Genomic DNA, 23,617 nt, shown 5'->3' with positions numbered 1-23,617 from the left:
GATCATCGTCCTTCGGCGGCTTCGGTGTGATGGCGGATCACTTCGGCCACGACGAAGTTGAACCACTTCTCGGCGAACTCCGGATCGAGATGCGCCTGCTCGGCGAGTGCCTTGAGCCGCGCGACCTGCTGCTCCTCGCGACCCGGATCGGATGCCGGCATCTCGTGCTCGGCTTTGAGCTGACCGACCTGCTGCGTGGCGCGGAAGCGCTCGGCGAGCATGAAGATGAGTGCGGCGTCGATGTTGTCGATGCTCGAACGCAGTCGGAGGAGTTCAGCTCGGGGGTCTTCGGCGGCGGTCATGCCCCCTACTCTACGGAAACACGCGGCAGAACGACCCCACCCTGAAGGGGGGATGCCTCCCGGATGGACCCGCGCTCGGCCGCTATCGTGAGCACATGAGCCGAGAAGAGCAGGACCCGTCGAAGAGCGCGTCTGCTGTCGCATCCGAACCCTCCTCGGCACCCGACGTCGCAGCGTCGATCACCGAAGCATCCGCCGACACCCCGGGGTCCGCGAGCTCCCCTGCAGGAGACACCACCGTTCCGGCGATCTCCCCGCCCACGCCGAAGACGTCGCCGGCAGTTCGTCACGGGGTCGTCGAGCCGATGACTCCGAGCCGCTCGTTCTGGACGCGCATCGACCGGCCTTTCGTGTTCGGATTCCTGGTGACGATCGGCGGCCTCGCCGCCATCGTGCTCGGTCTGGCCGTCGCGAACCTGTCGACCGTGCTCATCTACATCGCCCTGGCACTGTTCGCCGCCCTGGGCCTCGACCCCACCGTGCGCTTCCTCGAGCGGCGCGGGCTGTCTCGCGCCATCTCGGTGGTCGTCGCGATCCTCGGGCTCGTGATCGTGGCAGGTCTCGTCGTGTGGATGGTGCTGCCGGTCGTGATCGACCAGGTCGCGAGCTTCGTGCGGTCGGTGCCGGGGATGATCCAGGAGTTCACCCGCAGCGACATCTACGCGACGCTCGACGCCCAGTTCGGCGACCAGTTCCAGGACCTCGTCGCCGATGTGCAGAGGTTCCTCACCGACCCGGGAAACATCGCCGCGATCGGCGGAGGAGCGCTGCAGGTCGGCGCCTCGATCGCCAACGCCATCTCGGGCATCATCGTGGTGCTCGTGCTCACGCTCTACTTCGTCGCGACGCTGCCGTCGATCAAGTCGGGGATGCTCCGCCTCGCTCCCGCACGTGACCGCGCTCGCGCAAGCGACATCACCGAGCAGATCACCGATTCCGTGGGCGCCTACGTGATGGGAATGGTCGTGCTCGCGTTCTGCAACGCCGTGCTCACGTTCCTGCTGTACGTGTTCCTCGGGCTGCCGTTCCCACCGCTGATGGCGACGGTCGCCTTCTGCATCACCCTGATCCCGCTCGTGGGCTCTGTGATCTTCTGGATCATCGGCACCGGCATCGCGCTGTTCAGCGACCCGATCGCGGCACTCATCTTCGCTCTCATCTACGTCGTGTACATGCAGATCGAGGCCTACGTCATCACCCCGCGCGTCATGAACAAGGCCGTCGCCGTTCCGGGTGCCCTCGTCGTGATCGGCGCCCTCGCCGGCGGCACGCTGCTCGGCCTGCTCGGCGCTCTCGTGGCGGTGCCGGTCGCGGCATCCATCCTCATCGTGATCAAACAGGTGCTGATACCCCGGCAGGACGCCAGGGTCTAGGCAGTCCCTGGACGCAGAAGTGCCCGGCCCCCTGAAGGGCCGGGCACTTCTGTGAGGACGACTCGGGTCAGACCAGGTCGTTGTCAGCGAGCCACTTCTTCGCGATGTCCGCGGAGGACTGCTCCTCGACCGTGCTGAGCACGTTGAGGGCGACGAGCTCCTCGCCGGTCAGCTTGGCGCTGATGGCGTTGAGGACATCGGAGACGTCGTCGGCGATGTCGCTCGAGACGATCGGCACGACGTTCGACGAGATGATCAGGTTCTCGGGGTCTTCGAGAGCGACGATCTCCTCGGTCTCGAAAGCCGGGTCGGCGGTGTAGATGTCGGCGACCTGGATCTGGCCGGCGAGCAGCGACTCGAGCGTGGTCGGGCCGGTGGCCGAGAACGTCAGGTCGACGCCGTAGACCTCTTTGGCCTTGGCCGGGCTGTACGGACGCTGCTCGAACTCCGGAGCCGCACCGATCGTCACCTCGGAGGTCACCTTCGAGAGGTCGCCGATCGTCTTCAGGTCGTTCTCCTCGGCGAAGCTCTTCAGCACCGTGTAGGAGTCCTGATCGGTCGCCTCGGCGAAGTCGAGAGCGGTCAGGCTCTCGGGAAGGGCCTCCTGCAGCGCCGCGTAGACGTCGTCAGGGCTCGTGACGTCGACCTCGTCATCCGAGATGTACTCGAGCAGGCTGCCCGTGTACTCGGGGAAGACGTCGATGTCACCCGACTCGACATCCGGCATGTACGCGTCACGCTGGCCGATGCTGAGCTGCTTCTCGACGTCGAAGCCGGCGGCCTCGAGCGCCTGGGCGTAGATCTCGGCGATGATCTCGTTGGAGTAGTACGCCTGCGAGCCGACGACGATCGTGTCGCCGCTGCCCGAGCTCTCACCGGAGTCGGACGGCTCGTCGAGCGGGTTGCTCGACGAGCAGGCGGACAGGGCGAGTGCAGCCGCGGCGACAAGACCGACGGCGAAGACAGAGCGCTTGCCTCGTGCTGTGAACATGGACTTCCTCTTTTCTGGAACTGCTGTGGGGGACTGCTGCTGTGCGGAACTGCTGCTGTGTGGAACTGCGCGGTAGGGACGGAGGAGCCGGTGCGCGATCAGGCCGTGGCCGGAGCCGCGGCGGGAGCGAGGTCGCGCGACCGGCGACGGGTGGGACGGCCGGCACGGAGCCCCGCCGGCACCGCGGCGTGCTGGGCTGCGGCGAGGATCAGGTCGACGAGCAGCGCCAGCGTGGCCACGAGGATCGCCCCGGCCAGCACCTGATCGAACTTCTGCAGGGGAATGCCCTGGATGATCGGCCAGCCGAGGCCGCCGAGATTCACGTAGGCGGCGATCGTGACGGTCGCGATGACCTGAAGCAGGGCTGAGCGGAGGCCGCCGACGAGCAGAGGCAGTCCGAGCGGCACCTCGACCTTCCAGAAGATCTGCCAGCCGGTCATGCCCATCGCCTTGGCCGAATCGATCACGCGGCGATCGATCGCCTCGAGCCCCGTATACGCGCCGGCGAGCAGCGAGGGGATCGCGAGCAGAACGAAGGTGATGATGGCCGCCTGCGGCACACGCAGCACGCCGAGCAGGAGGACGAGCAGGATCATCAGGCCGAACGCGGGAATCGCTCGCGCCGCGCCGGAGATCGCGACCGCGACCTCGCGCCCCTTGCCCGTGTGGCCGATCAGCCAGCCGATCGGCACCGCGATCACCGCGGCGATCAGCACCGAGATCACCGTCAGGGCGAGATGCTCGGCCAGCAGCTTGGGCAGCGCGTAGTTTCCCGTCCACTGCTCGGGAGCGAGCATCCAGGCGAAGGCCTCGGCGAAGAGATTCATGCCGGGGCCCCCAGCGCGATCGGGCGAGACGCGACCTTCTTCGAGGCGGCGCGAGTCCACGGCATCAGCGCGCGACCGATCAGCAGCAGGATCAGATCGATCACGAGGGCGATGATGACCACGGCGACGACGCCCGCGAACACCTCGGCGATGATGCGCCGGTCGAGGCCGTTCGTGAACAGGTAGCCGAGGTTGGTCACGCCGATCAGGATGCCGACCGTGGCGAGCGAGATGGTGCTGACGGCCGTCACGCGGAGTCCGGCGAGGATCACCGGACCGGCGAGCGGGAACTCCACCGCCCAGAATCTGCGGAAGGCGGCGAAGCCCGTCGCCGTCGCCGCCTGGCGCACATCGTCATCGACCGAATCGAGACCGTCGGAGACCGCGCGCACCAGGATCGCGATCGCATAGATCGTGAGCGCGATGACGAGATTCGACTCGCTCCGGGCCGAATACCCGGCGACCGAGGGCAGCAGGATGAGCAGCGCGAGCGACGGGATCGTGTAGAGCAGACCGGTGAGCACGATGATCGGGCCGCGCACCAGGCGGAAACGCCACGCGACCCAGCCGAGCGGGAGCGACAGCACGAAACCGAGCACGATCGGGATGATGCTCTGACGCAGATGCACCAGAGTCAGATCGAGGATCAACCCGAGGTTGTCGGTGACCCAGTTCACGCGCCCTCGCCCTGCACAGCGCCGAGGGCGGCGGCATCCGGCCCCGCCAGAGGGCCGTCGGACGTCTCGGCCGCCGCGACGATCGCACCCTGCGTGCGCCCCTCGGAGTCGACCACGACGGTGCCGTGAGGGGTCTCTTTGAGGTGCAGGGCCCGACGCCCACGGTCGGCTCCGATGAACGAGGCGACGAAGTCGTCTGCCGGGTTCTCGATGATCTCGCTCGGGCTGCCCACCTGCACGATGCGCGCACCCTTGTCGAGGATCACGACCTGATCGCCGAGCAGGAAGGCCTCGTCGATGTCGTGGGTGACGAACACGACGGTCTTGTCGAGTTCGTGCTGCAACCGCAGCGTCTCCTGCTGCAGGTCGGCGCGCACGATCGGGTCGACGGCGCCGAAGGGCTCGTCCATCAGCAGGATGTTCGGATCCGCCGCAAGACCGCGGGCCACACCCACACGCTGCTGCTGACCGCCCGAGAGCTGACTGGGATACCGGTCGGCGAGTGACTGGTCGAGACCGACCGTCTTGAGCAGCTCACGCGCGCGCTCGTGCGCCGGCCCCTTCTTCACGCCGGTCAGACGCAGCACGGTGGCGACGTTGTCGATCACCGTGAAGTGCGGCATCAGGCCGGAGTTCTGCATGACGTAGCCGATGCGGCGGCGCAGGGCGACGGGGTCGCCGCCGAGCACGCTCTCGCCGTCGATCTCGACCTCGCCCGAGGTCGGCTCGACCATGCGGTTGATCATGCGCAGCAGAGTGGTCTTGCCGCATCCCGAGGATCCGACGAACACCGTCGTCTTGCGGGACGGCAGCACCAGGCTGAAGTCCTTCACGGCGGTCGTGCCATCGGGGAACTGCTTGGTGACGTTGCGGAACTCGATCACGATTTACTACTCTCCGGTCGATCGATCGACGAGGCGCGCATCAGCACCTCGACTGCGGCATACAGAGGTCATGCAGAGACCTCGACCCGCGGGTCGAAGGCGACGAAGCCCGAGAAGTCCTTGCCCACACGGTCGAAGGCGCTCGGATACGGCGTCGGATACGACCAGGCGTAGTCGGTGTGCAGCTCGCCACCGGCCTGGACGGAGAAGTACTGGGCGGCGCCCTTCCACGGGCATGTGTACGGAGTGGGGCTCTCGACGAGCACGCCCTCTGTGATGGATGCCGGCGGGAAATACCAGTTTCCCTCGATGCGCGCGAGATCGCTCTCGTCGGCTTCGGCGATGACGGTTCCTGCGAGTACAGCCTTCATGGTCCTGCCTCCTCGGATGTGTGTTCGAGCGTATAAGAGGTGTGCGACATTCGGCCGGGGGTTGTGCCGGAGGTCGTCAATGTGGGAAACAATCCTGCTCCGGGCGCGCCGATCGCGCCAGTCTCTCGTCGGTTGTTCGGAGCGGATGCCGAAACGGATGGGCCGCGCGGCGTCCGTCGTCGGCATCCGTCCGATGCGCTCAGGCCGAGTCCCTCCCGTAGGACTCGAGCAGCCGCAGCCAGATCTCGCTGATCGTCGGGTACGCCGGAACGGCGTGCCACAGGCGGGCGATCGGCACCTCGCCGACGATCGCGACCGTGGCCGTCTGCACGAGCTCGGCGACCTCGGGGCCGACGAAGGTCGCTCCGATGATCACGTCGCGCTCCTTGTCGATCACGAGGCGGGCCTGCCCCTCGAAGCCGTCCTCATAGAGACTCGCGCCGGCGACAGCACCCAGGTCGTAATCGACGACGGCGACGTCGGTTCCGGCCTTGCGGGCCTCTGCCTCGGTATGCCCGACCGAGGCGACCTCGGGGAACGAGAAGGTCACCTGAGGGGCGCCCGCGCTGTCCGCGGTGGCGACGTGACGACCCCAGGCCGCATCGTCGACGTCCTCGCCCTTGGCGCGCGCCGCGATCACGTCGCCCGCTGCTCGCGCCTGATACTTGCCCTGGTGCGTGAGCAGCACACGACCGTTCACATCGCCGACCGCATAGAGCCAGTCGGATCCGGGAACACGCAGCGTGTCGTCGACCGTGATCCAGCGACCGGGCTCGAGACCGGCGACGTCGAGGCCGATGTCGCCGCTGCGAGGAGACCGCCCGGTCGCCACGAGGACCTCGGCAGCGGTGACCGTCGACCCGTCGTCGAGCACGATCTCGACTCCCCCGTCACCTCGCGTCACGCTGGTCGTGCCGGTGTCGGTGCGGACGTCGACACCGAGCTCCTTCAGCCCGGCCGCGACGCGCTCCCCGGCGAACGGCTCCATCGAACCCAGCAGACCGCTGCGGGCGATGATCGTCACCGTCGAACCGAGGGCCGCATAAGCCGTGGCCATCTCGACCGCCACGACCCCGCCGCCGATCACGGCCAGCGACTCGGGCAGCTCCTCTGCGCTGGTCGCCTCGCGGCTGGTCCAGGGGGACGAGTCGCGCAGGCCCTCGATGGGCGGGATCACGGCATCCGATCCGGTGCTGATCGCGACGGCGTGGCGGGCGCGGAGCACGCGGGTGCCGCCGTCGGCCTCCGTCACCGTCACCTCGCGCTCACCCGTCACACGACCGTGCCCGCGGGCGAGGTCGATGCCGGCGGAGTCGAGCCACTTCACCTGCCCGTCATCCGACCAGTTGCTCGTGAACGAGTCGCGGCGGTCGAACACCGCTCGCACGTCGAGCGACCCCGTCACCGCCTCGGCCGAGCCCTTGACCTTCTGCGCCGCTCGCAGCGCCTGGGCCGGACGCAGCAGCGCCTTCGACGGCATGCATGCCCAGTACGAGCACTCACCGCCGACCAGCTCGCTCTCGACGATGATCGCGGTCAGTCCGTTCTGCACGGCGCGGTCGGCGACGTTCTCGCCCACCGGCCCGCCGCCCAGCACGATCAGGTCGTAGTCGTCGGTCTTCTCAGCAGTCATGGGGTGCACCTCTCCGTCGCCCAGTCTTGCTCAAGTCCAACGTCGAGTCACGGGGTGGTTGTTCCGCGACGCGCCGTCGGGCGCGTTGCGACCTGAGTTGTGAACGTCCGGTCAGGCACCCCGAGGCGCCACCCGAGGAGCGAGCACCGCCGCGGCGAGCGCGATGATCCCCGCGAAAGCGAACACCGCGACGAACGGGTCGCCCACCCCCGCGATGCCGGTGAACAGCACCCCGGCGATCGCGAGCGCGAGCGCGCTGCCGAACGAGTCGGCGACGGTCATCGCCGAGCTGTTGAAGCCCTGGTTCTCGGGTGCCGACATCTCGAGCGTCAGCGCGCTGGTCCGTGGGCTCATGAGCCCCATGCCCGCACCGGCGACGATCCAGGCGACGATGATCACGGCGACCGGCGCGGCGAGCACCGCGGCGACGAGCGCCAGCAGGACGCCTGCGACGACCAAGACCGTGCCGACCCGCACGGCCACCGCACTCGAGAGCCGGACGCCCAAGCGTCCCTGAAGGGTGGCGGCCGCCGACCACGCCAGCGCCCCGCCGGTGAGGGAGAGCCCCGCGATGGTCGGCGACACCGCGTAGCGGTCGGTCAGCAGGTAGGGGATGTAGACCTGAGCGCCGAAGAATCCGGCGGCGGCGAGCCCTCGCACGAGGAGCACGGAGGGAAGGCCGCGCCGGGCGCGGAGGGTTCCCGCGGGCAACAGCGCACGAACCGCGACGAGCGCCACGACGACCGCGACGGCCGCGAGAACAGGACCCGCTCCCGGCACATCGCCCACCAGATTCAGCGCGAGCACGGCGACCGCCGCGAGCACCGACCATCCGATCCGCCCGAAGGCCCATGGCGTCGTCGCATCGCCGTCGCCGTCGCCGTCGCCGGAGAGGCCCCGGAGCGCGGGGACGACCATGAGCAGCGCCGGCACCACGAGGAACACGACGCCGAGGAAGACCCAGTGCCAGCTCCACAGTTCGGTGACGGCACCCGCCACGGTCGGCCCGATGAGCGAGGGCACGACCCAGGCTGCGGCGAACCCCGCGAAGATCGCCGGATGCAGCTCGCGTGGATACACGCGGGCGACGACCACATAGAGCGCCACCATGAGGCCGCCGTTGCCGAGCCCCTGTGCGAAGCGTCCCGCGACGAGCACCTCCATGCTCGGCGCGAGTCCGGCGACGACCAGACCGAGGACGAACAGCGCCACCGACGCGTAGAGGGGGGCAACAGGTCCGCGGCGATCCGCCCAGTTGCCCGCGACCGCCATGCCGATCACACCGGTCGCGAGCGGACCCGCGAACGCGAGGGCGTAGAGGCGCTCGCCGGCGAGGTCGGCGCTCACCGCCGGCATGACCGTCGTGACGGCCAGGGACTCGAACGCTCCGAGGAACACGAGCGCGCACGCGCCGATCGTGATCCATGCGTAGGTGCCGCTCAGGATGCCGGTGCGGGCGTTGGCGGTCGGAACCGCACCCGTGTCGATAGTCATAGGCTCGACCGTAAAACCTCAACAATGGTTGAGGTCAAGCCGCGAACGGCGGGCGCGTCAGCGAACCGGCAGGATGTGCGTCGGCGCCGGGGCCTGCGCGAGGTGGCGGATGCCGAGCGGCGCGCCCGTGCGCTCGTCGAGGTCGATCAGCGCGACGGTGTCGGAGCGCTGCCCCGCGACCAGCAGCTTGCCCTCGTGCACGACGTGATGACGCGGCCAGTCCACGCCCGAGTCGGCGAGGGCGATCGACTCGAGAGCCTCGCCTCCCCCGCGCACACGGAGCGCGGCGATCGTGTTGCTGCCACGCAGGGCCGTGTAGAGGAACTGCGCGTCACGGCTGCGGGCGAGTTCGGCGGGGAAGTCCACGCCGATCTCGGCGATCGGGCTCGCGAGCACCGACGACACGACAGCCCACGTGCCGTCGCGCCCGGCGCCGAGAGTGAACACCTCGCACGAGTACTCGGTCACCACGTGCAGGTGGCCGCTGGGGTGCACGACCATATGCCGGGGGCCGGTGCCGACGGGCAGCACGACCTCGTGATCGAGCACCAGTCCTCCCCCGGTGGGTCGCCAGATCCGCACCAGGTCGAAGCCGAGATCGGTGGTCGCGATGCGTCCGTCGGCGAGGAAGGCTGCCGAGTGCGCGTGCGATGCGCGCTCCTCGCCCGACGCGGTGAGCTCGCTGGGATACGGATCGGATGCCGCGGCCGCGACTCCCGCCGGAGGCGCCGCCTCGAGCGGCTCGCCGAGGAGAGCGGCACGCAGCTCGGCTGCCTTGTTCACGGCATCCGGCACCAGGCGGCCCTGCGCGTCGATGCCGATGCGGACGACCCGGCCGTCGCCGTAGCAGCTCGCGACGAGGAACGATCCGCTCGACGAGACCGCCACGTGGCAGACGCCGTCGCCCGCGGCGACCGGCTCACCGAGCGGCTTCAGCGTCGAGTCGCCGCTGCGCGCGAACGCCTGCACTCCGGCATCCCCTTCGAGCGCCGCGTAGACGACGTCGAGCGACGGATGCTGCGCCAACCACGACGGGGAGGGGGTCTGCGTGACCGCTCCCCGATACTCGAGTGCGGTGGGCGCGCTCTCGTCGCCCGCGAGCAGGCCGATGCCGTCGGCCGAGCCGTCCATCGCGGGTCCGTACCCGCCGAGCCAGAACCGGGTCATGTCAGCCTCAGTCGAGCAGGTCGTGACGCACGATGACCTGGTCGCGCTCGGGGCCGACGCCGATGACGGAGATGCGCGTGTTGCTCATGCCCTCGAGCGCGATGACGTAGTCCTGCGCGTTCTTCGGCAGGTCGTCGAACGTGCGTGCCGTCGAGATGTCCTCGCTCCACCCCGGGAAGTACTCGAGGATCGGCGTCGCGTGGTGGAAGTCGGTCTGGTTGACCGGCACCTCGTCGAAGCGCCGACCGTCGACGTCGTATGCGACGCAGACGGGGATCTGCTCGAGTCCGGTGAGGATGTCGAGCTTGGTGAGGACGAGATCGGTGATGCCGTTCACACGCGTCGCGTAGCGGGTGATCGGGGCGTCGTACCAGCCGACCCGGCGCGGACGGCCCGTGGTGGTGCCGAACTCGAAGCCGCGTGACCGCAGCCACTCGCCCTGCTCGTCGAACAGCTCGGTGGGGAACGGACCGGAGCCGACACGGGTCGTGTAGGCCTTCACGATGCCGACGATGCGGTCGAGCGCTCCGGGGCCGACGCCCGATCCGGTGGACGCGCCGCCCGCCGTGGCCGACGACGACGTGACGAACGGGTAGGTGCCGTGGTCGACGTCGAGCATGGTGGCCTGACCGCCCTCGAACACGACCACCTCGTCGCGGCGCAGGGCCTCGTCGAGCAGGTATCCCGTGTCGGCGACCATCGGCCGCAGGCGCTCGGCGTACGAGAGCAGGTCGTCGACGACCTCGTCGGCGGTGATCGCGCGACGGTTGAAGATCTTCACCAGCAGGTGGTTCTTCTGGTCGAGGGCGCCTTCGACCTTCTGGCGCAGGATGTTCTCGTCGAAGAGGTCCTGCACGCGGATGCCGACGCGGTTGATCTTGTCGGCGTAGGCCGGGCCGATGCCACGGCCGGTCGTGCCGATCATGCGCTTGCCGAGGAAGCGCTCGGTGACCTTGTCGAGAGTGCGGTGGTACTGGGTGATGATGTGCGCGTTGGCGCTCACCTTCAGACGGGAGACGTCGATGCCGCGGCCGCCGAGCGCCTCGAGCTCGCTGAAGAGCACCTCGAGGTCGATCACAACGCCGTTGCCGATCACCGGCGTGACGCCCGGCGACAGGATGCCGGACGGCAGCAGGTGCAGTGCGTACTTCTCATTGCCGACCACGACGGTGTGGCCCGCGTTGTTGCCGCCGTTGAACTTGACGACCCAGTCGGTGCGCTCGCCGAGCAGGTCGGTGGCCTTGCCCTTGCCCTCATCGCCCCACTGGACGCCGACGATAACGATTCCTGGCATGGGTATCCCCCTTGCTTTCGCCGGGTTTGCACCGGCTGATGAGCTGGCCCTCTTCGGGCGGCTCCATCCTATCGAAGGTCGTTCGCCGACCTTCCGGGCTGTGGGCGGCGAACGCTCTCGAACGGACTGCAGCGACCCGTGGCGGAAAACGAGCGGATGCTGTCGCTCGGGCGCATCGCCGATGTCGGTGACCGGTGCCAGGATCGAAGGATGCCGAAGACCGGTCGCGTGCGCCGCGACGACAGCCTGAACCCCGCGAAGCCCCGCCCACAGGGTCCGCTCGTGCTTGTCGCCGCACTGGTGACGGTGGTGCTGTGGGCCTCGGCGTTCATCGGCATCCGCGGCGCCGGTCCGCACTTCGACCCGGGCGCGCTGGCGCTGCTGCGCATGGCTGTAGGAAGCGCCGTGCTCGCGATCATCGCGGTGCGCCACGGCATCCGTCTTCCCGACCGGAGGAACTGGTGGCTCGTCGCGGTCTGGGGCGTCGGGTGGTTCTGCGTCTACAACCTGGCCCTCAATGCCGCCGAGCGCACGCTCGATGCGGGCACGGCCGCGATGGTGGTCAACCTCGCGCCGCTCATGGTGGTGGTCTTCAGCGGGCTCTTCCTGCGTGAAGGCTTTCCGAAGCCGCTGATCATCGGCGCGCCGATCGCCTTCCTCGGTGTCGTCCTGATCGGCATGAACTCGTCGACGAGCGAGGGTCCCGACATCACCGGGCTGCTGCTCGCGCTGCTCGCGGCCGTGATGTACGCCGGATGCACTCTGCTGCAGAAGCATCTGCTCAGCGCGGGGTCCGACGCGACCACGCTGACGTTCCTCGGCGCGGTGGCCGGCACGGTCGCGCTGCTCCCGTGGGCAGGCAGCCTGGTCGGAGCACTGCAGACGGCCCCGCTCGGCTCGACGCTGTGGGTGGTGTATCTCGGCATCTTCCCGACGGCGGTCGCGTTCACCACCTGGGCGTACGTCCTGCAGCGCAGCACGGCCGGCCAGACGTCGGCGACGACCTATGTCGTGCCCGCGATCGCGATCCTCATGTCGTGGGCCATCCTCGGTGAGGTGCCGACCCCGCTCATGTTCGTCGGCGGTGCACTGTGCCTGCTCGGGGTGCTCGTGACACGGATGAAGTGGGGACGCCGCGCCGCGTGACGTGACGGCATCGAGGTCTAGCGTCAACCGGCATACTGACCGATAAAGTGTGCGCGGAGGCGAAATGACGACCTGGTGGCCCTACGCCCGACTCGCAGCAGCAGCGCTCGGACTCGCGGCGATCATCGCCCAGCTCGCACGCAGCGTCGAGAACGCTCTCGCGGCCACCACCGAGTGGGGCCAGCACCTGCCGACGGTCGCGGCGAACTTCCTCAGCTTCTTCACGATCCTGTCGAACCTGCTCGCGGCCATCGTGCTGATCGTCGCCGCGGTCTGGGCGCTGCGCCACCGTCACGACGACGAGCGGGAGCCCGGCTGGCTCGCTGTCCTCCTCGTCTGCGTCAGCACGTACATGATCGTCACGGGCATCGTGTACAACACCCTGCTCCGCGGCGTCGAACTGCCCCAGGGCGTCACGGTCCCCTGGTCGAACGAGGTGCTGCACGTCGTCTTCCCGCTGTTCCTGCTGGTCGACCTGCTGTTCGCTCCGCGGCGGCGCGCGCTGCGCTGGCGTGCCGTGGCGATAGCGACGATCTTCCCCATCGTGTGGGTCATCTACACGATGATCCGGGCGAATCTCATCGTCGCCCCCGCCACCGGCGAGGCCTGGTGGTATCCGTACCCGTTCCTCAACCCCCACATCGTGCCGGGCGGCTATCTCGGGGTCGCCGGCTACATCGTCGGCATCGCCATCGCCATCATCGGCGTGGCCTGCGTGGTCGTCTGGGTGGGCCGCAAGCGCGGCGCCCCTCAGGACGTCGCCGACACGACGCACGCCGAGGAGTCCCCGCGCGCCCGAGGATGATGCGGCGAGAAGCCTGCCCCGAGGCGGAGCGGCTCACGCTGCGGCTATCGGGTTCCGCCCTCGGGCCTGAACGTCGCGAGCACCGGATCGCTCACGTGCTGAGGAGTCGTGGCCAGGGCCTCGCGCGGATCGAGGAGGCGAGTCGGAACACGGTCACCGCGAAGCTCCTCCCGCGTCGATGGTTCGAGTACGTAGAGACGAAGGGCGAGCCAGAGCAGTGTCCCGTCCACCCCCAGCGCTGCCGGGTCGATGTCAATCACGCCGCGCCTGCGTGAGAAAGGATGACGCCACCGTTCCCGATAGCTCTGGGCGTCAGGACGAACACCCACCTTCAGAACCATCGAGTTGTTCATGCCGACGCCGAGGTCGATGCTCTGGATGTCGTCCCAGTGCACTTCGGCATCCAGGTGGAAGGTCGCGGATCCGAGTCCGCGGGGATGCAGGAACAGTCGCCGAGGCTGCCGCAGTGAGATCAGGTGACTGACGACAGGACCCAGCAGCAGCACGGCGACCAGTGCCCAGATGATGCGCCACACACCGCTGACGGTCGCCGCCACGACCGCGAAGGTCGACGCGGCGGCGAGCGCCGCGACCAGCGTCATCGCGGGCACGAGCTTCGATCCGGGGAGGAGGATCCCCCCGGGGACGCTCGCACTCGCCCGACTGATGTCCTCCGCGCTGACGCGCCGGCGAGAGAGCGTGGTGAGCCAGAGTGTCACCGCGATCACCCACCACAGCGAAGGGACAGCGATGAGCACGCCGATCATGGATCGCATGGACCCGGTGTCGTGCAGGTACGCCCAGGCGCAAGCAGAGGTAGCGACGGCCGCGAGGATCACGTTCAGCACGACGACGGCCACCCACAACGGTCGTCCGATCGAGTACTCGAGCGCACTGCGCGGCATCGTTCTGGGCTGCTTCATCGTTCCCGCATCATCCGAAGATCGAGTTCTCAGCTAAGCACGCGTCCGTCGCTCCGCCGATATACGCGTCGAGCCGGATCAGATCCCATGATGTCGAGTCACGGATGCCGTCCCCCTGCGTGCCCCGCCGCCGCGCCCTCCGCGCCGGGGCCGGAGCCGCGCCGGCCGATGCGGTTACGCTGGTCGACGGGGGGTCGTCGACGCGTCCCCCGTGGGAACGAGGAGACACACCGATGAACGAGCCCTACGCGCCCGGCCCCTCCGCAGGTTCGACGCCGCCGCCTCCGCCTGCGCCCTCCGCCCAGGCCGCCGCGCCGGCTCCTCCCGCTCCCGCGACCCGCGCCGAATCGTCGGCGCCCGCGGCCCCCGCGGCCTCCCCGTCGGCGAGCAGGAAGTCCGAAGCGCCGACGGACGCCGAGCTCCAGCGCGCGAGCGCCGTGCTGAAGACCGTGTCCGACGCATACTCGGCCAAGATGGTCGGCCAGGAGCGTCTGCGCATGAGCCTGCTGATCTCGCTGATCGCGGGCGGGCACATCCTGCTCGAGAGCGTTCCGGGTCTGGCGAAGACCACCGCGGCCAGCACCCTCGCCGACACCGTGAGGGCGCAGTTCAAGCGCATCCAGTGCACCCCCGACCTGCTGCCCAGCGACATCACGGGCAACCAGATCTACGACGCGGCGACCGGGTCGTTCCGCACCGTGCTCGGACCGGTGCACGCGAACTTCGTGCTGCTCGACGAGATCAACCGCTCGAGCGCCAAGACCCAGAGCGCCATGCTCGAGGCCATGCAGGAGCACCAGACCACGATCGGCGGCGAGGTCCACCACCTGCCCAAGCCGTTCCTGGTGATCGCGACGCAGAACCCGATCGAGCAGGAGGGCACCTACGAGCTGCCCGAGGCGCAGATGGACCGCTTCCTGCTCAAGGAGATCGTCGAGTACCCGAGTCCCGCCGAGGAGTTCGAGATCCTCGGCCGCATCGACTCGGGAGTGCTCGATCCCGACCGTCACGTCTCGAGCGCCATCAGCCTCGACGACGTGCACATGCTCCAGGACGTCGCGAGCCGCATCTACGTCGACCCCGCGATCCGCAACTACATCGTCTCGATCGCCTACGTCACGCGGAACCCCGCCCCGTACATCGGCGAGGAGCGCGCGCGCTTCATCAAGTACGGCGCGAGCCCGCGTGCGAGCATCGCGTTCCTCCAGGCGTCGCGGGCGCTGGCGCTGCTCAACGGCCGCGGCCACGTGATCCCCGAGGACATCCGCTCGCTGCGCCACCTCGTGCTGCGTCACCGCGTGCTGCTGACGTTCGAGGCCGACGCCGAGGGCATCCGCAGCGAGGAGATCATCGACCAGATCTTCGCGTCCGTCCCCACGCCCTGACCCGCCATGGCCAGCCTGATCGCCCAGGTGAAGAGCAAGCTCTTCATCCACTCGTCGCGCAAGTCGCTGCACGCGCTCGACGGCGCCTACGCGTCGCTGCTGCACGGCCGCAGCCTCGACTTCGAGGACCTGCGCAAGTACGAGTACGGCGATCAGGTGCGCGACATCGACTGGCGCGCGACGGCTCGACTGGGCACTCCTCTGGTCAAGCGGCACCGTGCGATGCGGATGCACACGGTCCTCTTCGTGGTCGACACCGGCCGCTCGATGGGCGCGCTCGCGCACGACGAGAAGTCGAAGAAGGACCTCGCGATCCTCGCCACCGGCGTGCTCGGCGTGCTGGCGCTGCGGCACGGCGACGACTTCTCACTGGTCTACGGCGACTCCGACCGCATCCGCCGCCGCGCGCCGGGCCGCAGCGAGGGCGCACTGGAACACGCGCTGCGCACGATCGACCGGTCGATCGACACGAGCAGGGCAGCCAGCGACCGCGACGCGCTGCTGTCATACGTCACGCGCACGATCTCTCGCCGCATGATCGTCGTCGTCATCACCGACGAGGCTCCGGTCACGACGGAGACCGAACGGATGCTGCGCCGACTGCGCGTGCAGCACGACGTCCTGTGGCTGACCGTGAGCGACGCCGATCCGGTGCTCGACCACGCGACGGCCACCATCCGCAGCGATGTCGACAGCATGTGGGAGGTGCCGGACTTCGTGCAGGGCGACCCCGACATCATCCGCGAGCTCGCCGCGCAGACCGAGGCCGACGCGGCACGACTCGCTGAGCTGCTCAAGCGCATGGAGATCAGCCACAGCGTGCTAGCGGGTCAGGACGACGCCGTCTCGCAGCTGCTCCAGCTGCTGAATCGGAGGTCGAATGCCCGACTCTGATGAGCTGTACCCGCCTTTCCAATACGGCTGGGGCTGGATCCTGGTCGCATTCGGCATCCTCCTGCTGCTGATCGCGGCAGCATGGGTGGTCGTGGCGCTCACCAGGCCGCGGCGTGACCTCACGCTGTCGCGCGACGCCCAGGGACCGACCCTGCTCACCACCGACGTGCTGTCGCAGCTGCGGGTCGAGTACTTCGACCGGATCCAGCGCATCGAAGACGACTACCGCGCCCGCACCCTGTCCGCCCGCAACGCGAACCTCGAGCTCAGCCGCGTCGTGCGCACCTTCGTGAACGAATACAGCGGACTCGAGGCCCCGGTGCTCGCGCTCGACGACCTCGTCTCTCGAGGGGTCCATCCCGCGCTCGTCGACGCCATGGGTCGCCACTACTACCCCAGCATCTTCCGGCCCGGTCCCGCGATCGACCCGATCGCCGGCGCCGAGGCGGCCCGAACGGTGGTGCGCACATGGCACTAGCGAACGGGTGGCTCATCCTCGTCGCCGTGGCCGTCGTCGTCATCGCGATAGCGCTCGGAATCGTCATCGGGCTGCGCAGCGGTGCGAAGACCGAGGCCCACGAGCGCGCCCGCGTCGCCCGAGCCGAGCGCCTGCGCGCGCTGCCGACTTTCCGCCAGGCGTTGAACCGCCGCGTGCTCGCACTGTCGAGCATCCTGCTCATCGGCGTGATCGCGACCCTCGCGGCCGGGGTCGTCTCCGCCCGGCCGATGGCGTCGCAGACCGTCCAGCCCGTCAACACGAGCCGCGACATCATGCTCTGCCTCGACGTCTCGGGGTCGATGAGCGAGGTCGACGTCGAGGTGCTCACGGTCTTCGAGGAACTGCTCGAGGACTTCGAGGGTGAACGCATCGGCCTCACGATCTTCAACAGCTCTCCCGTGCAGATCTTCCCCCTGACCGATGACTACGAGTTCATCCGCAGCCACCTGCAGAGCATCCGCGAGAGCTTCGAGTTCACCGAATCGGTCCCCGAGCACTGGGTCGGCACGCTCAACGGCAACGGCGCCTCGCTGATCGGCGACGGCCTCGCGGCATGCGCGATGGCGTTCGACCACCCCGACGACGAGCGGTCGCGCTCGATCATCTTCGCGACCGACAACGAGGTCAACGGCGCCTCGATCGTGACGCTCGACGAGGCCGCCGCGTATGCCGCATCGAACGGCGTGCGCGTCTTCGCACTCAACCCGGTGCAGGGCAAGGACGCCGACGTCAGCGCCGAGCTCACGAAGGCCGCCGAGGCCACGGGCGGACAGGCGTACGGCCTGCGGGACACCACCACCGTGAGCGACATCGTCACGCAGGTGCAGGAGCAGGAGGCGTCCGCGCTGAAGGGTCAGGCGCAGGTCGTCTGGACAGACGCGCCGAACCTCTGGATCGTCGTGCTGATGATCTCGATGCTCTCGTTCATCGTCGTGCTGTGGAGGGTGAGACTGTGATCTTCCAGCCCGTGCTGAACGTCTTCCTCCTCGCTCTGCTCTGCGCGCCGGTGGCCGCTCTCGCCGTGATGGCGCTGGTCAGGGCGACCGGCCGCGGACGGGCGCTCTGGGCCATGCGGCTCGTCATGCTGCTCGCCTGCTTCGTCATGCTCCTGCGCCCGGGGATCCCCGGCGGTGCCACCGAGACCCTCGCGACCGACACCGACATCGTGCTCGTCGTCGACACCACCGCGAGCATCGTCGCCGAGGACTGGGACGGCGACAAGCCTCGCCTCGACGGCGTCCGCGCCGACGTGCAGGCGATCGTCGACGAGTACCCCGGTGCGCGGTTCGCGCTGATCACGTTCGACGCCACGGCCGATCTCCGCATGCCGCTCACCACCGACACCACCGCGCTCGTCTCGTCTCTCGAGGTGCTGCGCCCCGAGGTGACGAGCCAGTCGCGCGGCAGCTCCATCGGCATCGCGAACCAGCTGCTCTCGGACACCCTGTCGAACGCGGCCGAGTCGTCGCCCGATCGCTCGCGCATGGTGTTCTACTTCGGAGACGGCGAGCAGACGGTCTCGTCGGCCCCCGAGCCGTTCGACGGGAGCGCCGAGCTCACCGACGCCGGCGCCGTGCTCGGGTACGGCACCGCGGAGGGCGGACCGATGAAGCTCACCACGGGCGGCGTGGACGGTTCGTCGAGCGAGTACATCGAGTACGAGGGGGCGAACGCACTGTCGGTGATCGACGAGGGGAACCTCGAGGCGATCGCCTCGGATCTCGCAGTCGAGTACCAGCACCGGACCGCGGATGCCGCACTCACCCTGCCCGAGGCGCCCTCGACCACCACCACCTACGCGGAGTCCGGAACCGTGGGCAACGTGACCGAGCTCTACTGGGTCGCCGCCCTCGTGATCGTGGCGCTGCTCGGCGTGGAGCTCACGAGGGCGAGCATGCTCGTGGCCCGACTGCGTCTGCTGCGAGCGCCGTCGACATCGCCGCGACGCCGGACGACCGACGGAGGTGCCGCATGACAGATCTGTCTGCACGCGCCGGCGGGACGCCGTCCGACAGCCCTGAGGACCTGAGGGCGTCGGCCGCCGCCGCGCTGCTGGCCTCGAATCGTCGCCGTCGCCGCATCCGACGGTGGATCGCGATCGGCACGCTTCCGCTGACGCTGGCCGCACTGCTGTTCGTCGGCAAGATCCTCAGCATGTACGCATTCGCGCACCAGTCGATCACCGCGTACGTGGCCGATGACTATGCCGGATCAGAGGCGTCGGCCCGCGGGCAGGAGTTCCTCAACTGGTTCGAGCCCTTCAAGGCGCCGTTCAACGTCGGCACCGCGCTGGCGGGCGCCGAGAAGCTGCCGGATGCTCGGGCGAAGCTCGAGGAATCACTCGACCTCGCGACCGGCCTCGAGGTGTGCACGGTGCGCATCAACCTCGCTCTCGTCCTCGAGCGCATGGGCGACGCCGCCCGCGCCGAGGGCGACGGCGCGGGGGCCGCGGAGTTCTACGGCGACGCGCTCACCATCACGACCGAGATGCCCGAGGAGTGCAACAGCGACGAGGCGCAGGAGCAGTCGTCCGATCCCGACCGCGACGTGCAGCAGAGCAGGGAAGACCTCGAGGACCGCCTCAAGCAGAAGCAGCAGAACGAGCAGCCGCCGCCGGAGGAGGAGCAGGAGCAGGAGCCGCAGCCCTCCGACGAGAAGCTCGAAGAGCTCGAGGACAAGCTCGAGCAGGGCACGCAGGAGCGCGATCAGCAGCAGGGCGACGACGGCGGAGGCTCGGGAACGGACAAGCCATGGTGATGGATCACGAGAAGCAGCGGGCCCGCTACGTCGCCGGCACGGAGGGTGCGCCGCCCGTGCCGCCGCCCGGTGGCTATCGCAACGCCCGCCGCCAGGCCGGGCCGGTCGTGCAGCATCCCGGCGCTCCGGCGATGTCGGGCACGGCGACCGCAGCCGAGGTCGCCTCCGCCGAGAAGAAGCCGGCGAACGCACTCGGCTGGATCGCACTCATCGCCGGCATCCTGTTCGCCCTGATCCTCCTCATCATGCTCGCGATCGGAGCGACCGACGCGGTCTACGGCGTGACGATGCTGACCCTGCAGCTCGTCGTCGTCGCCGTCATGATCGGCGCGCTGTTCACCGCCCGAGGACGCACGCTGGCCGCCGTCGCCCTCGCCGTCACGCTGATCTTCAACGTCGCCACCGTGGGCGGCATCGGTGCACTGCAGACGTCGGCCTCGGGCAGCTACGACGGCATGAAGACCGACGAGCAGAAGCACGAAGAGGCCTACCCGGGCATCAAGGGCACCGACCCGCAGGACGCTCTCACCCAGCAGTCGCTCGAAGAGGTGAAGGCCGAGGCGGACAGCCTGTTCGCCGACATCCGCGAGCGCATCACCGCCGAGTACGGATACGACTGGGTGCAGGTCGGCGACGAGGATCTGCGTCCGGAGCGCAACGGCTACGGCGGCGAATCGATGCTCATCGAGTACACCTCCGCCGGCTGGGCCACCACCGAGCCGATCCAGGACTACAGCCTCAAGCTCGAGGTCATGTCGACGATCGACTCGGTCGTCGCCGAGCACGGTCTGCCCACGCTGTACTCGTTCAACGGGGAGTACTCGGGGATCGACCCGTCGATGATCGCGAAGCTCTACGGCAGCGAAGACCCGCGCGAGCAGCACACGTGGGAGTACTACACCGAGAACTACCCCGATCCGATGAGGTTCTACGCGAACATCTTCGACCTCTCGAACGACCCGTCGGGCGACTTCCTGACGACGCGCGAGGCGCAGAACGCCCGCACCGGCGAGCCCCTCGAGGGGCTGCAGATGGTGGTCATCGCGAGCGCCGTGCTCAGCGATGCGGACCGAGCCGAGTTCGAGCAGAAGCTGCAGGAGTACCCCGGGTTCTGAGCCCTGCCGGCTCTACCACCCCGCTGACCGCGGTCGCGCTCGTCTTATCTCTCGCGACGCCCGGATCAGCTCGCGAGCGAGAGCCCCGCGGCGAGCGCGAAGCCCAGCACGGTCGCGAGTCCGGTCACCTGCTTGGCCTTCTGCTGCGCGTCGGGCACCATCGAGTCGACGAGCATCACGAGCAGCGCGCCTGCCGCGAAGCCGCTCGCGCCGGCCCGGAAGTCGTCGCCAGTGCTGCTCGCCACCGCGAATCCGGCGACGGTCGCCAGCGCGCAGATGACCGAGATGCCGGCCCACAGCAGCAGCACGCGCGACTTCGCCATGCCGCCCTTCAGCAGGTCGGCGGCCGAGCCGATCGACTCGGGCAGGTTCGAGACCACGATCGCCACGACGAGCGCGATGCTCACCGGTTCTCCGGAGGCCAGTCCGATTCCCAGCACGAGCTGCTCGGGGATGCCGTCGAGCAGTGCTCCGAGCGCGAGCGGGACGCCCGCTCCCCGTTCCTGGGACTTCGCGGCTCGCGCATCGAGGATCCGGTCGGCGATGAAGTACGCGAGCGCGCCAGCGACCACGCCGACGATGAGAGGGATGGGGCCTGCGAGGTCCAGCCCCTCCTCCCACAGCTCGAAGGCGATGGAGGCCATCAGGGCACCGGCTCCGAAGCCGAGCACGATGCCCAGCCAGCGCGGCGGCCAGGTGCGCAGCAGAGCGAGAACAGCGCCGACGATGAGGGGCGACGCCGCGACGACGCCCCACAGGATCGCTCCACCCATGCCGTCCTCCTTCACGGACACTCTGCCACCGTCGGGGCCGATCGTGCAGAAGCGGAGAGCTAGGCCCGCGCGCGTCGGGCCGCGTCGCCTCAGTCGACCGCGACGCGATGGATGCCGAGGTCGGTGCGCCCGGGAAGCAGGTCCGATCGCAGCGCCCGGGTGCCGTGGTAGTCGCCATCGCGCAGCCGACGGTACGGGCGGCTCGGAGATTCGAACGCCACTCCGGAGAGCCTCTCGATCAGCCGTGCGCTCTCGCGATCGACGCGCTCCGCGTCCAACCCGTCAGCGTCGTGGACGACGTGCAGGTCGAGCGGCTCGATGCCCGTGTACCAGAGGGTGCCGTGGGTCAGCGGGAACAGCAGCGAGTCCAGATCCCCGCTGATGCCCCGTTCTCCGATCGAGCGCTCGTCCTCCCCCGCCGTCACGATCACGAGGGCACGGCGCCCGGCGAGCGGGCCCTCTCCGTATCGCAGCGGCAGACCGGTCTCGGCATCCGACGGGCCGTAGGCGAAGCCGTTGGTGAGCACCCGGTCGAGCCAGCCTTTGAGGATCGCCGGCGGTCCGTACCACCACAGCGGGAACTGGAGCACGACGAGGTCGGCGGCCGCGAGCTTGCGCTGCTCCTCGGCGACGTCCGGCGGCAGCTGGCCCGCGGCGTACGCCTCGCCCATCAGGTCGACGACGCTGCCCTCACGCCCCCGGGGCTCGCCCAGATCCGGCGTTGCGAGAACCGGATCGAAGCCCTGAGAGTACAGGTCGGTGATCTCGACATCGTGGTCGCGCGCGAGGGCGTCGACCCCATCTCGGAACAGTCGCGCGTTGAACGAGCTCGATCGGGGGTGGGCATAGATCCAGTGGACGGTCGGGCGCGATGCTGACACGGGTGTCCTTCCTTCAGCGGGCATCGATGGCCCGGTTCTCGGCAGTGCTCACCGGCGAGCGTCTCCACAGCGGCAGGAGCGCGGCGGCGACGACCGCGACGGTCGCGACCAGCAGGGCGACGAGGAAGCCGCGAGAGCCGACAATCGACGCGATCGTGCCGAGCACCGCGATGCCGAGACCGCCGCCGAGGGCGAACCCGACCTCCTGGATCGCCCCCACCTGACCGGCGTCGTCCTCCGTCGTGACGTCGAAGAGCGTGGTGGCGGCGAGCGTCGCCGCGACCCCGAACCCCGCGCCGACGAGCACCAGAGGGATCACGACCAGCTCGACGCCCGTCGACAGCCACGCGAGTCCCGCCCCCTGCACCACCAGGGCGAGCACGGTGAGCGTCGGCGAAGTCAACCACCGCAGGAACAGGGGTGCGAGCACCCCGCCGAGGGCGATCGCCACCGCCTGCGGCAGGATCGCGATACCGGCTTCGGCCGCGCTGAATCCCCGCGCATCCTGCAGGTGGAGGCTCACCAGGAGCACGGATGCCGTCGACACCCCGCTGCTCGCCAGGATGCGCACGATCGCAGGGCTGAAGCCGGGCACGCCGAACAGCCGCATGTCGATGAGAGGTTCGGCGAGGGCACGCTGGCGGCGGATGAAGAAGACGAGCGTCACGACGGCCACGACACCTGCGATGCCGGCGGCGACGGGAGCGGCGAGCACCTCGTGCAGGGCGAAGACGAGAGACCCGAGAGCGACGATCGACGTCACGATGCTGAGGATGTCCCACGACGGGCGACGGGAGCTGCGCGAATCCGGCACGAGCCAGATCGCGAGCACCCCGGCGACGACGGCGAGCGGCACGCTTCCGAGCAGCAGCCAGCGCCACCCCGGCCCCTCGGTCACCAGCCCGCCGAGCACGGGTCCGAGCGCGCTGCCGGCACCGAACGTCGCGGTCCACAGCCCGTAGGCGAGCACGCGCTGCCGTGCGTGATAGTGCGCCCCGATCGTCGCGACGACGCCCGCCACGACGAACGCCTCGGCGACGCCGAGGAGCGCCCGGACGACGATGAGCAGCATCCCGTCCTGAGCGAATCCGCCGACGAGGTTGAGCACCGCGAAGCCGGCGAGACCCGCGAGCACGATCCGCTTGCGACCGAACGCGTCTCCGATCCTGGCGGCGATGATCAGGGTCGCCGCCAGCGACAGCGCGTACACGTCGACGAGCCACAGCGCGCCGCTGTCGGACAGGACGAGATCGCCGCGGATCGCGGGCAGCGCGGTCGACATGCTGCTGATCGCGAGAGCCCCGATCAGGATGCCGAGAAGCAGCGGGATCATGGCGAGCCACGGATGCAGGGTCGTGCGCGGTCGAGCGGATGCCGTGGGAATCGGGAAGGTCACCGCATCAGTCTCCCGGTCTGAGTACACTTC

The 23,617-nt window shown here is 69.1% G+C and carries 24 protein-coding genes; 10 read left to right on the top strand and 14 right to left on the bottom strand.

Annotation, left to right across the window (positions count from 1 at the left end):
* Positions 1-2 precede the first annotated feature (2 nt).
* On the bottom strand, positions 3-302 hold the full coding sequence (locus SOM10_RS08340) for a chorismate mutase (protein ID WP_053098343.1): 300 nt from the start codon (positions 300-302) through the stop codon (positions 3-5).
* A gap of 95 nt (positions 303-397) precedes the next feature.
* On the opposite strand from SOM10_RS08340, the gene SOM10_RS08335 reads away from it, so the two are divergent.
* Positions 398-1,675, top strand: coding sequence for an AI-2E family transporter (locus tag SOM10_RS08335; RefSeq protein ID WP_320489462.1), 1,278 nt, complete (start codon positions 398-400; stop codon positions 1,673-1,675).
* Positions 1,676-1,742: 67 nt separating this feature from the next.
* Here the strand turns inward: SOM10_RS08335 and SOM10_RS08330 are convergent, their stop codons facing one another.
* The 9 genes from SOM10_RS08330 to SOM10_RS08290 all read right to left on the bottom strand — a co-directional run bounded on the left by SOM10_RS08330 (position 1,743) and on the right by SOM10_RS08290 (position 11,013).
* Positions 1,743-2,666, bottom strand: a complete 924-nt coding sequence (locus SOM10_RS08330) for an ABC transporter substrate-binding protein (protein WP_056275893.1) — start codon at positions 2,664-2,666, stop codon at positions 1,743-1,745.
* Between the two features lie 98 nt (positions 2,667-2,764).
* Positions 2,765-3,493, bottom strand: coding sequence for an ABC transporter permease (locus tag SOM10_RS08325; RefSeq protein WP_053099329.1), 729 nt, complete (start codon positions 3,491-3,493; stop codon positions 2,765-2,767).
* Positions 3,490-4,170 carry an ABC transporter permease gene (locus SOM10_RS08320; RefSeq protein ID WP_320489459.1) on the bottom strand — a complete coding sequence of 227 codons (681 nt, stop codon included), beginning with the start codon at positions 4,168-4,170 and terminating at the stop codon, positions 3,490-3,492. Before SOM10_RS08320 ends, SOM10_RS08325 begins: the two co-directional genes overlap by 4 nt.
* Entirely contained in the window at positions 4,167-5,054 is an 888-nt protein-coding gene (locus tag SOM10_RS08315; protein WP_053098339.1) for an ABC transporter ATP-binding protein, read from the bottom strand. The genes SOM10_RS08320 and SOM10_RS08315 overlap by 4 nt, the downstream gene beginning before the upstream one ends.
* Before the next feature lie 68 nt (positions 5,055-5,122).
* Positions 5,123-5,425 (bottom strand): DUF427 domain-containing protein, encoded by a 303-nt coding sequence (locus tag SOM10_RS08310; RefSeq protein WP_056275888.1) that lies wholly within the window; start codon positions 5,423-5,425, stop codon positions 5,123-5,125.
* 199 nt (positions 5,426-5,624) lie between these two features.
* Positions 5,625-7,058, bottom strand: a complete 1,434-nt coding sequence (locus SOM10_RS08305; protein WP_320489458.1) for an NAD(P)/FAD-dependent oxidoreductase — start codon at positions 7,056-7,058, stop codon at positions 5,625-5,627.
* Between the two features lie 111 nt (positions 7,059-7,169).
* Positions 7,170-8,552 carry an MFS transporter gene (locus SOM10_RS08300; protein ID WP_320489456.1) on the bottom strand — a complete coding sequence of 461 codons (1,383 nt, stop codon included), beginning with the start codon at positions 8,550-8,552 and terminating at the stop codon, positions 7,170-7,172.
* A 57-nt stretch (positions 8,553-8,609) separates the two neighbouring features.
* A complete protein-coding gene (locus SOM10_RS08295) occupies positions 8,610-9,719 on the bottom strand; it encodes a lactonase family protein (RefSeq protein WP_320489454.1) in 1,110 nt (369 codons plus the stop codon).
* Between the two features lie 7 nt (positions 9,720-9,726).
* A complete protein-coding gene (locus SOM10_RS08290; protein WP_320489453.1) occupies positions 9,727-11,013 on the bottom strand; it encodes an adenylosuccinate synthase in 1,287 nt (428 codons plus the stop codon).
* Between the two features lie 210 nt (positions 11,014-11,223).
* On the opposite strand from SOM10_RS08290, the gene SOM10_RS08285 reads away from it, so the two are divergent.
* Both SOM10_RS08285 and SOM10_RS08280 read left to right on the top strand, forming a co-directional pair.
* Complete coding sequence (locus SOM10_RS08285) at positions 11,224-12,159, top strand: DMT family transporter (protein ID WP_320489451.1); 936 nt, start codon at positions 11,224-11,226, stop codon at positions 12,157-12,159.
* A gap of 64 nt (positions 12,160-12,223) precedes the next feature.
* Positions 12,224-12,964: a Pr6Pr family membrane protein gene (locus SOM10_RS08280; protein ID WP_320489450.1), complete on the top strand. Its 741-nt coding sequence runs from the start codon at positions 12,224-12,226 to the stop codon at positions 12,962-12,964.
* 44 nt (positions 12,965-13,008) lie between these two features.
* On the opposite strand, the gene SOM10_RS08275 is transcribed toward SOM10_RS08280, so the two are convergent.
* Positions 13,009-13,887: a hypothetical protein gene (locus tag SOM10_RS08275; protein WP_320489448.1), complete on the bottom strand. Its 879-nt coding sequence runs from the start codon at positions 13,885-13,887 to the stop codon at positions 13,009-13,011.
* A gap of 233 nt (positions 13,888-14,120) precedes the next feature.
* Here SOM10_RS08275 and SOM10_RS08270 point away from each other — a divergent pair, with 233 nt between their 5' ends.
* Genes SOM10_RS08270 through SOM10_RS08240 form a run of 7 tightly spaced genes read left to right on the top strand, consistent with a single transcriptional unit; the run spans position 14,121 to position 20,537 of the window.
* Entirely contained in the window at positions 14,121-15,272 is a 1,152-nt protein-coding gene (locus SOM10_RS08270) for an AAA family ATPase (protein WP_222839069.1), read from the top strand.
* Positions 15,273-15,278: 6 nt separating this feature from the next.
* On the top strand, positions 15,279-16,166 hold the full coding sequence (locus SOM10_RS08265) for a DUF58 domain-containing protein (protein ID WP_053098331.1): 888 nt from the start codon (positions 15,279-15,281) through the stop codon (positions 16,164-16,166).
* The gene (locus SOM10_RS08260; RefSeq protein WP_053098330.1) at positions 16,153-16,644 is read left to right on the top strand and encodes a hypothetical protein; all 492 of its coding nucleotides are present in this window, start codon (positions 16,153-16,155) and stop codon (positions 16,642-16,644) included. Before SOM10_RS08265 ends, SOM10_RS08260 begins: the two co-directional genes overlap by 14 nt.
* Complete coding sequence (locus tag SOM10_RS08255; protein ID WP_320489444.1) at positions 16,635-17,621, top strand: vWA domain-containing protein; 987 nt, start codon at positions 16,635-16,637, stop codon at positions 17,619-17,621. Before SOM10_RS08260 ends, SOM10_RS08255 begins: the two co-directional genes overlap by 10 nt.
* Entirely contained in the window at positions 17,618-18,640 is a 1,023-nt protein-coding gene (locus SOM10_RS08250; RefSeq protein WP_320489441.1) for a VWA domain-containing protein, read from the top strand. The genes SOM10_RS08255 and SOM10_RS08250 overlap by 4 nt, the downstream gene beginning before the upstream one ends.
* The gene (locus SOM10_RS08245) at positions 18,637-19,422 is read left to right on the top strand and encodes a hypothetical protein (protein WP_320489440.1); all 786 of its coding nucleotides are present in this window, start codon (positions 18,637-18,639) and stop codon (positions 19,420-19,422) included. Before SOM10_RS08250 ends, SOM10_RS08245 begins: the two co-directional genes overlap by 4 nt.
* Positions 19,416-20,537, top strand: coding sequence for a hypothetical protein (locus SOM10_RS08240; RefSeq protein WP_320489439.1), 1,122 nt, complete (start codon positions 19,416-19,418; stop codon positions 20,535-20,537). Before SOM10_RS08245 ends, SOM10_RS08240 begins: the two co-directional genes overlap by 7 nt.
* Before the next feature lie 65 nt (positions 20,538-20,602).
* Here SOM10_RS08240 and SOM10_RS08235 read toward each other — a convergent pair whose 3' ends face one another.
* The 3 genes from SOM10_RS08235 to SOM10_RS08225 all read right to left on the bottom strand — a co-directional run bounded on the left by SOM10_RS08235 (position 20,603) and on the right by SOM10_RS08225 (position 23,587).
* Positions 20,603-21,310 (bottom strand): ZIP family metal transporter, encoded by a 708-nt coding sequence (locus SOM10_RS08235; protein ID WP_320489437.1) that lies wholly within the window; start codon positions 21,308-21,310, stop codon positions 20,603-20,605.
* Positions 21,311-21,399: 89 nt separating this feature from the next.
* On the bottom strand, positions 21,400-22,191 hold the full coding sequence (locus SOM10_RS08230) for an NAD(P)H-dependent oxidoreductase (RefSeq protein ID WP_320489435.1): 792 nt from the start codon (positions 22,189-22,191) through the stop codon (positions 21,400-21,402).
* 13 nt (positions 22,192-22,204) lie between these two features.
* A complete protein-coding gene (locus SOM10_RS08225; protein WP_320489434.1) occupies positions 22,205-23,587 on the bottom strand; it encodes an MFS transporter in 1,383 nt (460 codons plus the stop codon).
* Positions 23,588-23,617: the final 30 nt, after the last annotated feature.

Origin of the sequence: Microbacterium sp. CFBP9023 (genome assembly GCF_034045055.1) — a bacterium.
Lineage (GTDB): Bacteria > Actinomycetota > Actinomycetes > Actinomycetales > Microbacteriaceae > Microbacterium.
Note: the sequence above shows the minus strand (reverse complement) of the source record. Positions and strands in the feature narration are given on the sequence as shown.

What these genes read in the sequence shown, in the direction of transcription:
- SOM10_RS08340 (WP_053098343.1), bottom strand. Translation starts at nt 302, where the DNA reads ATGACCGCCGCCGAAGACCCCCGAGCTGAACTCCTCCGACTGCGTTCG.
- SOM10_RS08335 (WP_320489462.1), top strand. Translation starts at nt 398, where the DNA reads ATGAGCCGAGAAGAGCAGGACCCGTCGAAGAGCGCGTCTGCTGTCGCA.
- SOM10_RS08330 (WP_056275893.1), bottom strand. Translation starts at nt 2,666, where the DNA reads ATGTTCACAGCACGAGGCAAGCGCTCTGTCTTCGCCGTCGGTCTTGTC.
- SOM10_RS08325 (WP_053099329.1), bottom strand. Translation starts at nt 3,493, where the DNA reads ATGAATCTCTTCGCCGAGGCCTTCGCCTGGATGCTCGCTCCCGAGCAG.
- SOM10_RS08310 (WP_056275888.1), bottom strand. Translation starts at nt 5,425, where the DNA reads ATGAAGGCTGTACTCGCAGGAACCGTCATCGCCGAAGCCGACGAGAGC.
- SOM10_RS08305 (WP_320489458.1), bottom strand. Translation starts at nt 7,058, where the DNA reads ATGACTGCTGAGAAGACCGACGACTACGACCTGATCGTGCTGGGCGGC.
- SOM10_RS08300 (WP_320489456.1), bottom strand. Translation starts at nt 8,552, where the DNA reads ATGACTATCGACACGGGTGCGGTTCCGACCGCCAACGCCCGCACCGGC.
- SOM10_RS08295 (WP_320489454.1), bottom strand. Translation starts at nt 9,719, where the DNA reads ATGACCCGGTTCTGGCTCGGCGGGTACGGACCCGCGATGGACGGCTCG.
- SOM10_RS08290 (WP_320489453.1), bottom strand. Translation starts at nt 11,013, where the DNA reads ATGCCAGGAATCGTTATCGTCGGCGTCCAGTGGGGCGATGAGGGCAAG.
- SOM10_RS08285 (WP_320489451.1), top strand. Translation starts at nt 11,224, where the DNA reads ATGCCGAAGACCGGTCGCGTGCGCCGCGACGACAGCCTGAACCCCGCG.
- SOM10_RS08280 (WP_320489450.1), top strand. Translation starts at nt 12,224, where the DNA reads ATGACGACCTGGTGGCCCTACGCCCGACTCGCAGCAGCAGCGCTCGGA.
- SOM10_RS08275 (WP_320489448.1), bottom strand. Translation starts at nt 13,887, where the DNA reads ATGAAGCAGCCCAGAACGATGCCGCGCAGTGCGCTCGAGTACTCGATC.
- SOM10_RS08270 (WP_222839069.1), top strand. Translation starts at nt 14,121, where the DNA reads ATGAACGAGCCCTACGCGCCCGGCCCCTCCGCAGGTTCGACGCCGCCG.
- SOM10_RS08265 (WP_053098331.1), top strand. Translation starts at nt 15,279, where the DNA reads ATGGCCAGCCTGATCGCCCAGGTGAAGAGCAAGCTCTTCATCCACTCG.
- SOM10_RS08260 (WP_053098330.1), top strand. Translation starts at nt 16,153, where the DNA reads ATGCCCGACTCTGATGAGCTGTACCCGCCTTTCCAATACGGCTGGGGC.
- SOM10_RS08255 (WP_320489444.1), top strand. Translation starts at nt 16,635, where the DNA reads ATGGCACTAGCGAACGGGTGGCTCATCCTCGTCGCCGTGGCCGTCGTC.
- SOM10_RS08245 (WP_320489440.1), top strand. Translation starts at nt 18,637, where the DNA reads ATGACAGATCTGTCTGCACGCGCCGGCGGGACGCCGTCCGACAGCCCT.
- SOM10_RS08240 (WP_320489439.1), top strand. Translation starts at nt 19,416, where the DNA reads ATGGTGATGGATCACGAGAAGCAGCGGGCCCGCTACGTCGCCGGCACG.
- SOM10_RS08235 (WP_320489437.1), bottom strand. Translation starts at nt 21,310, where the DNA reads ATGGGTGGAGCGATCCTGTGGGGCGTCGTCGCGGCGTCGCCCCTCATC.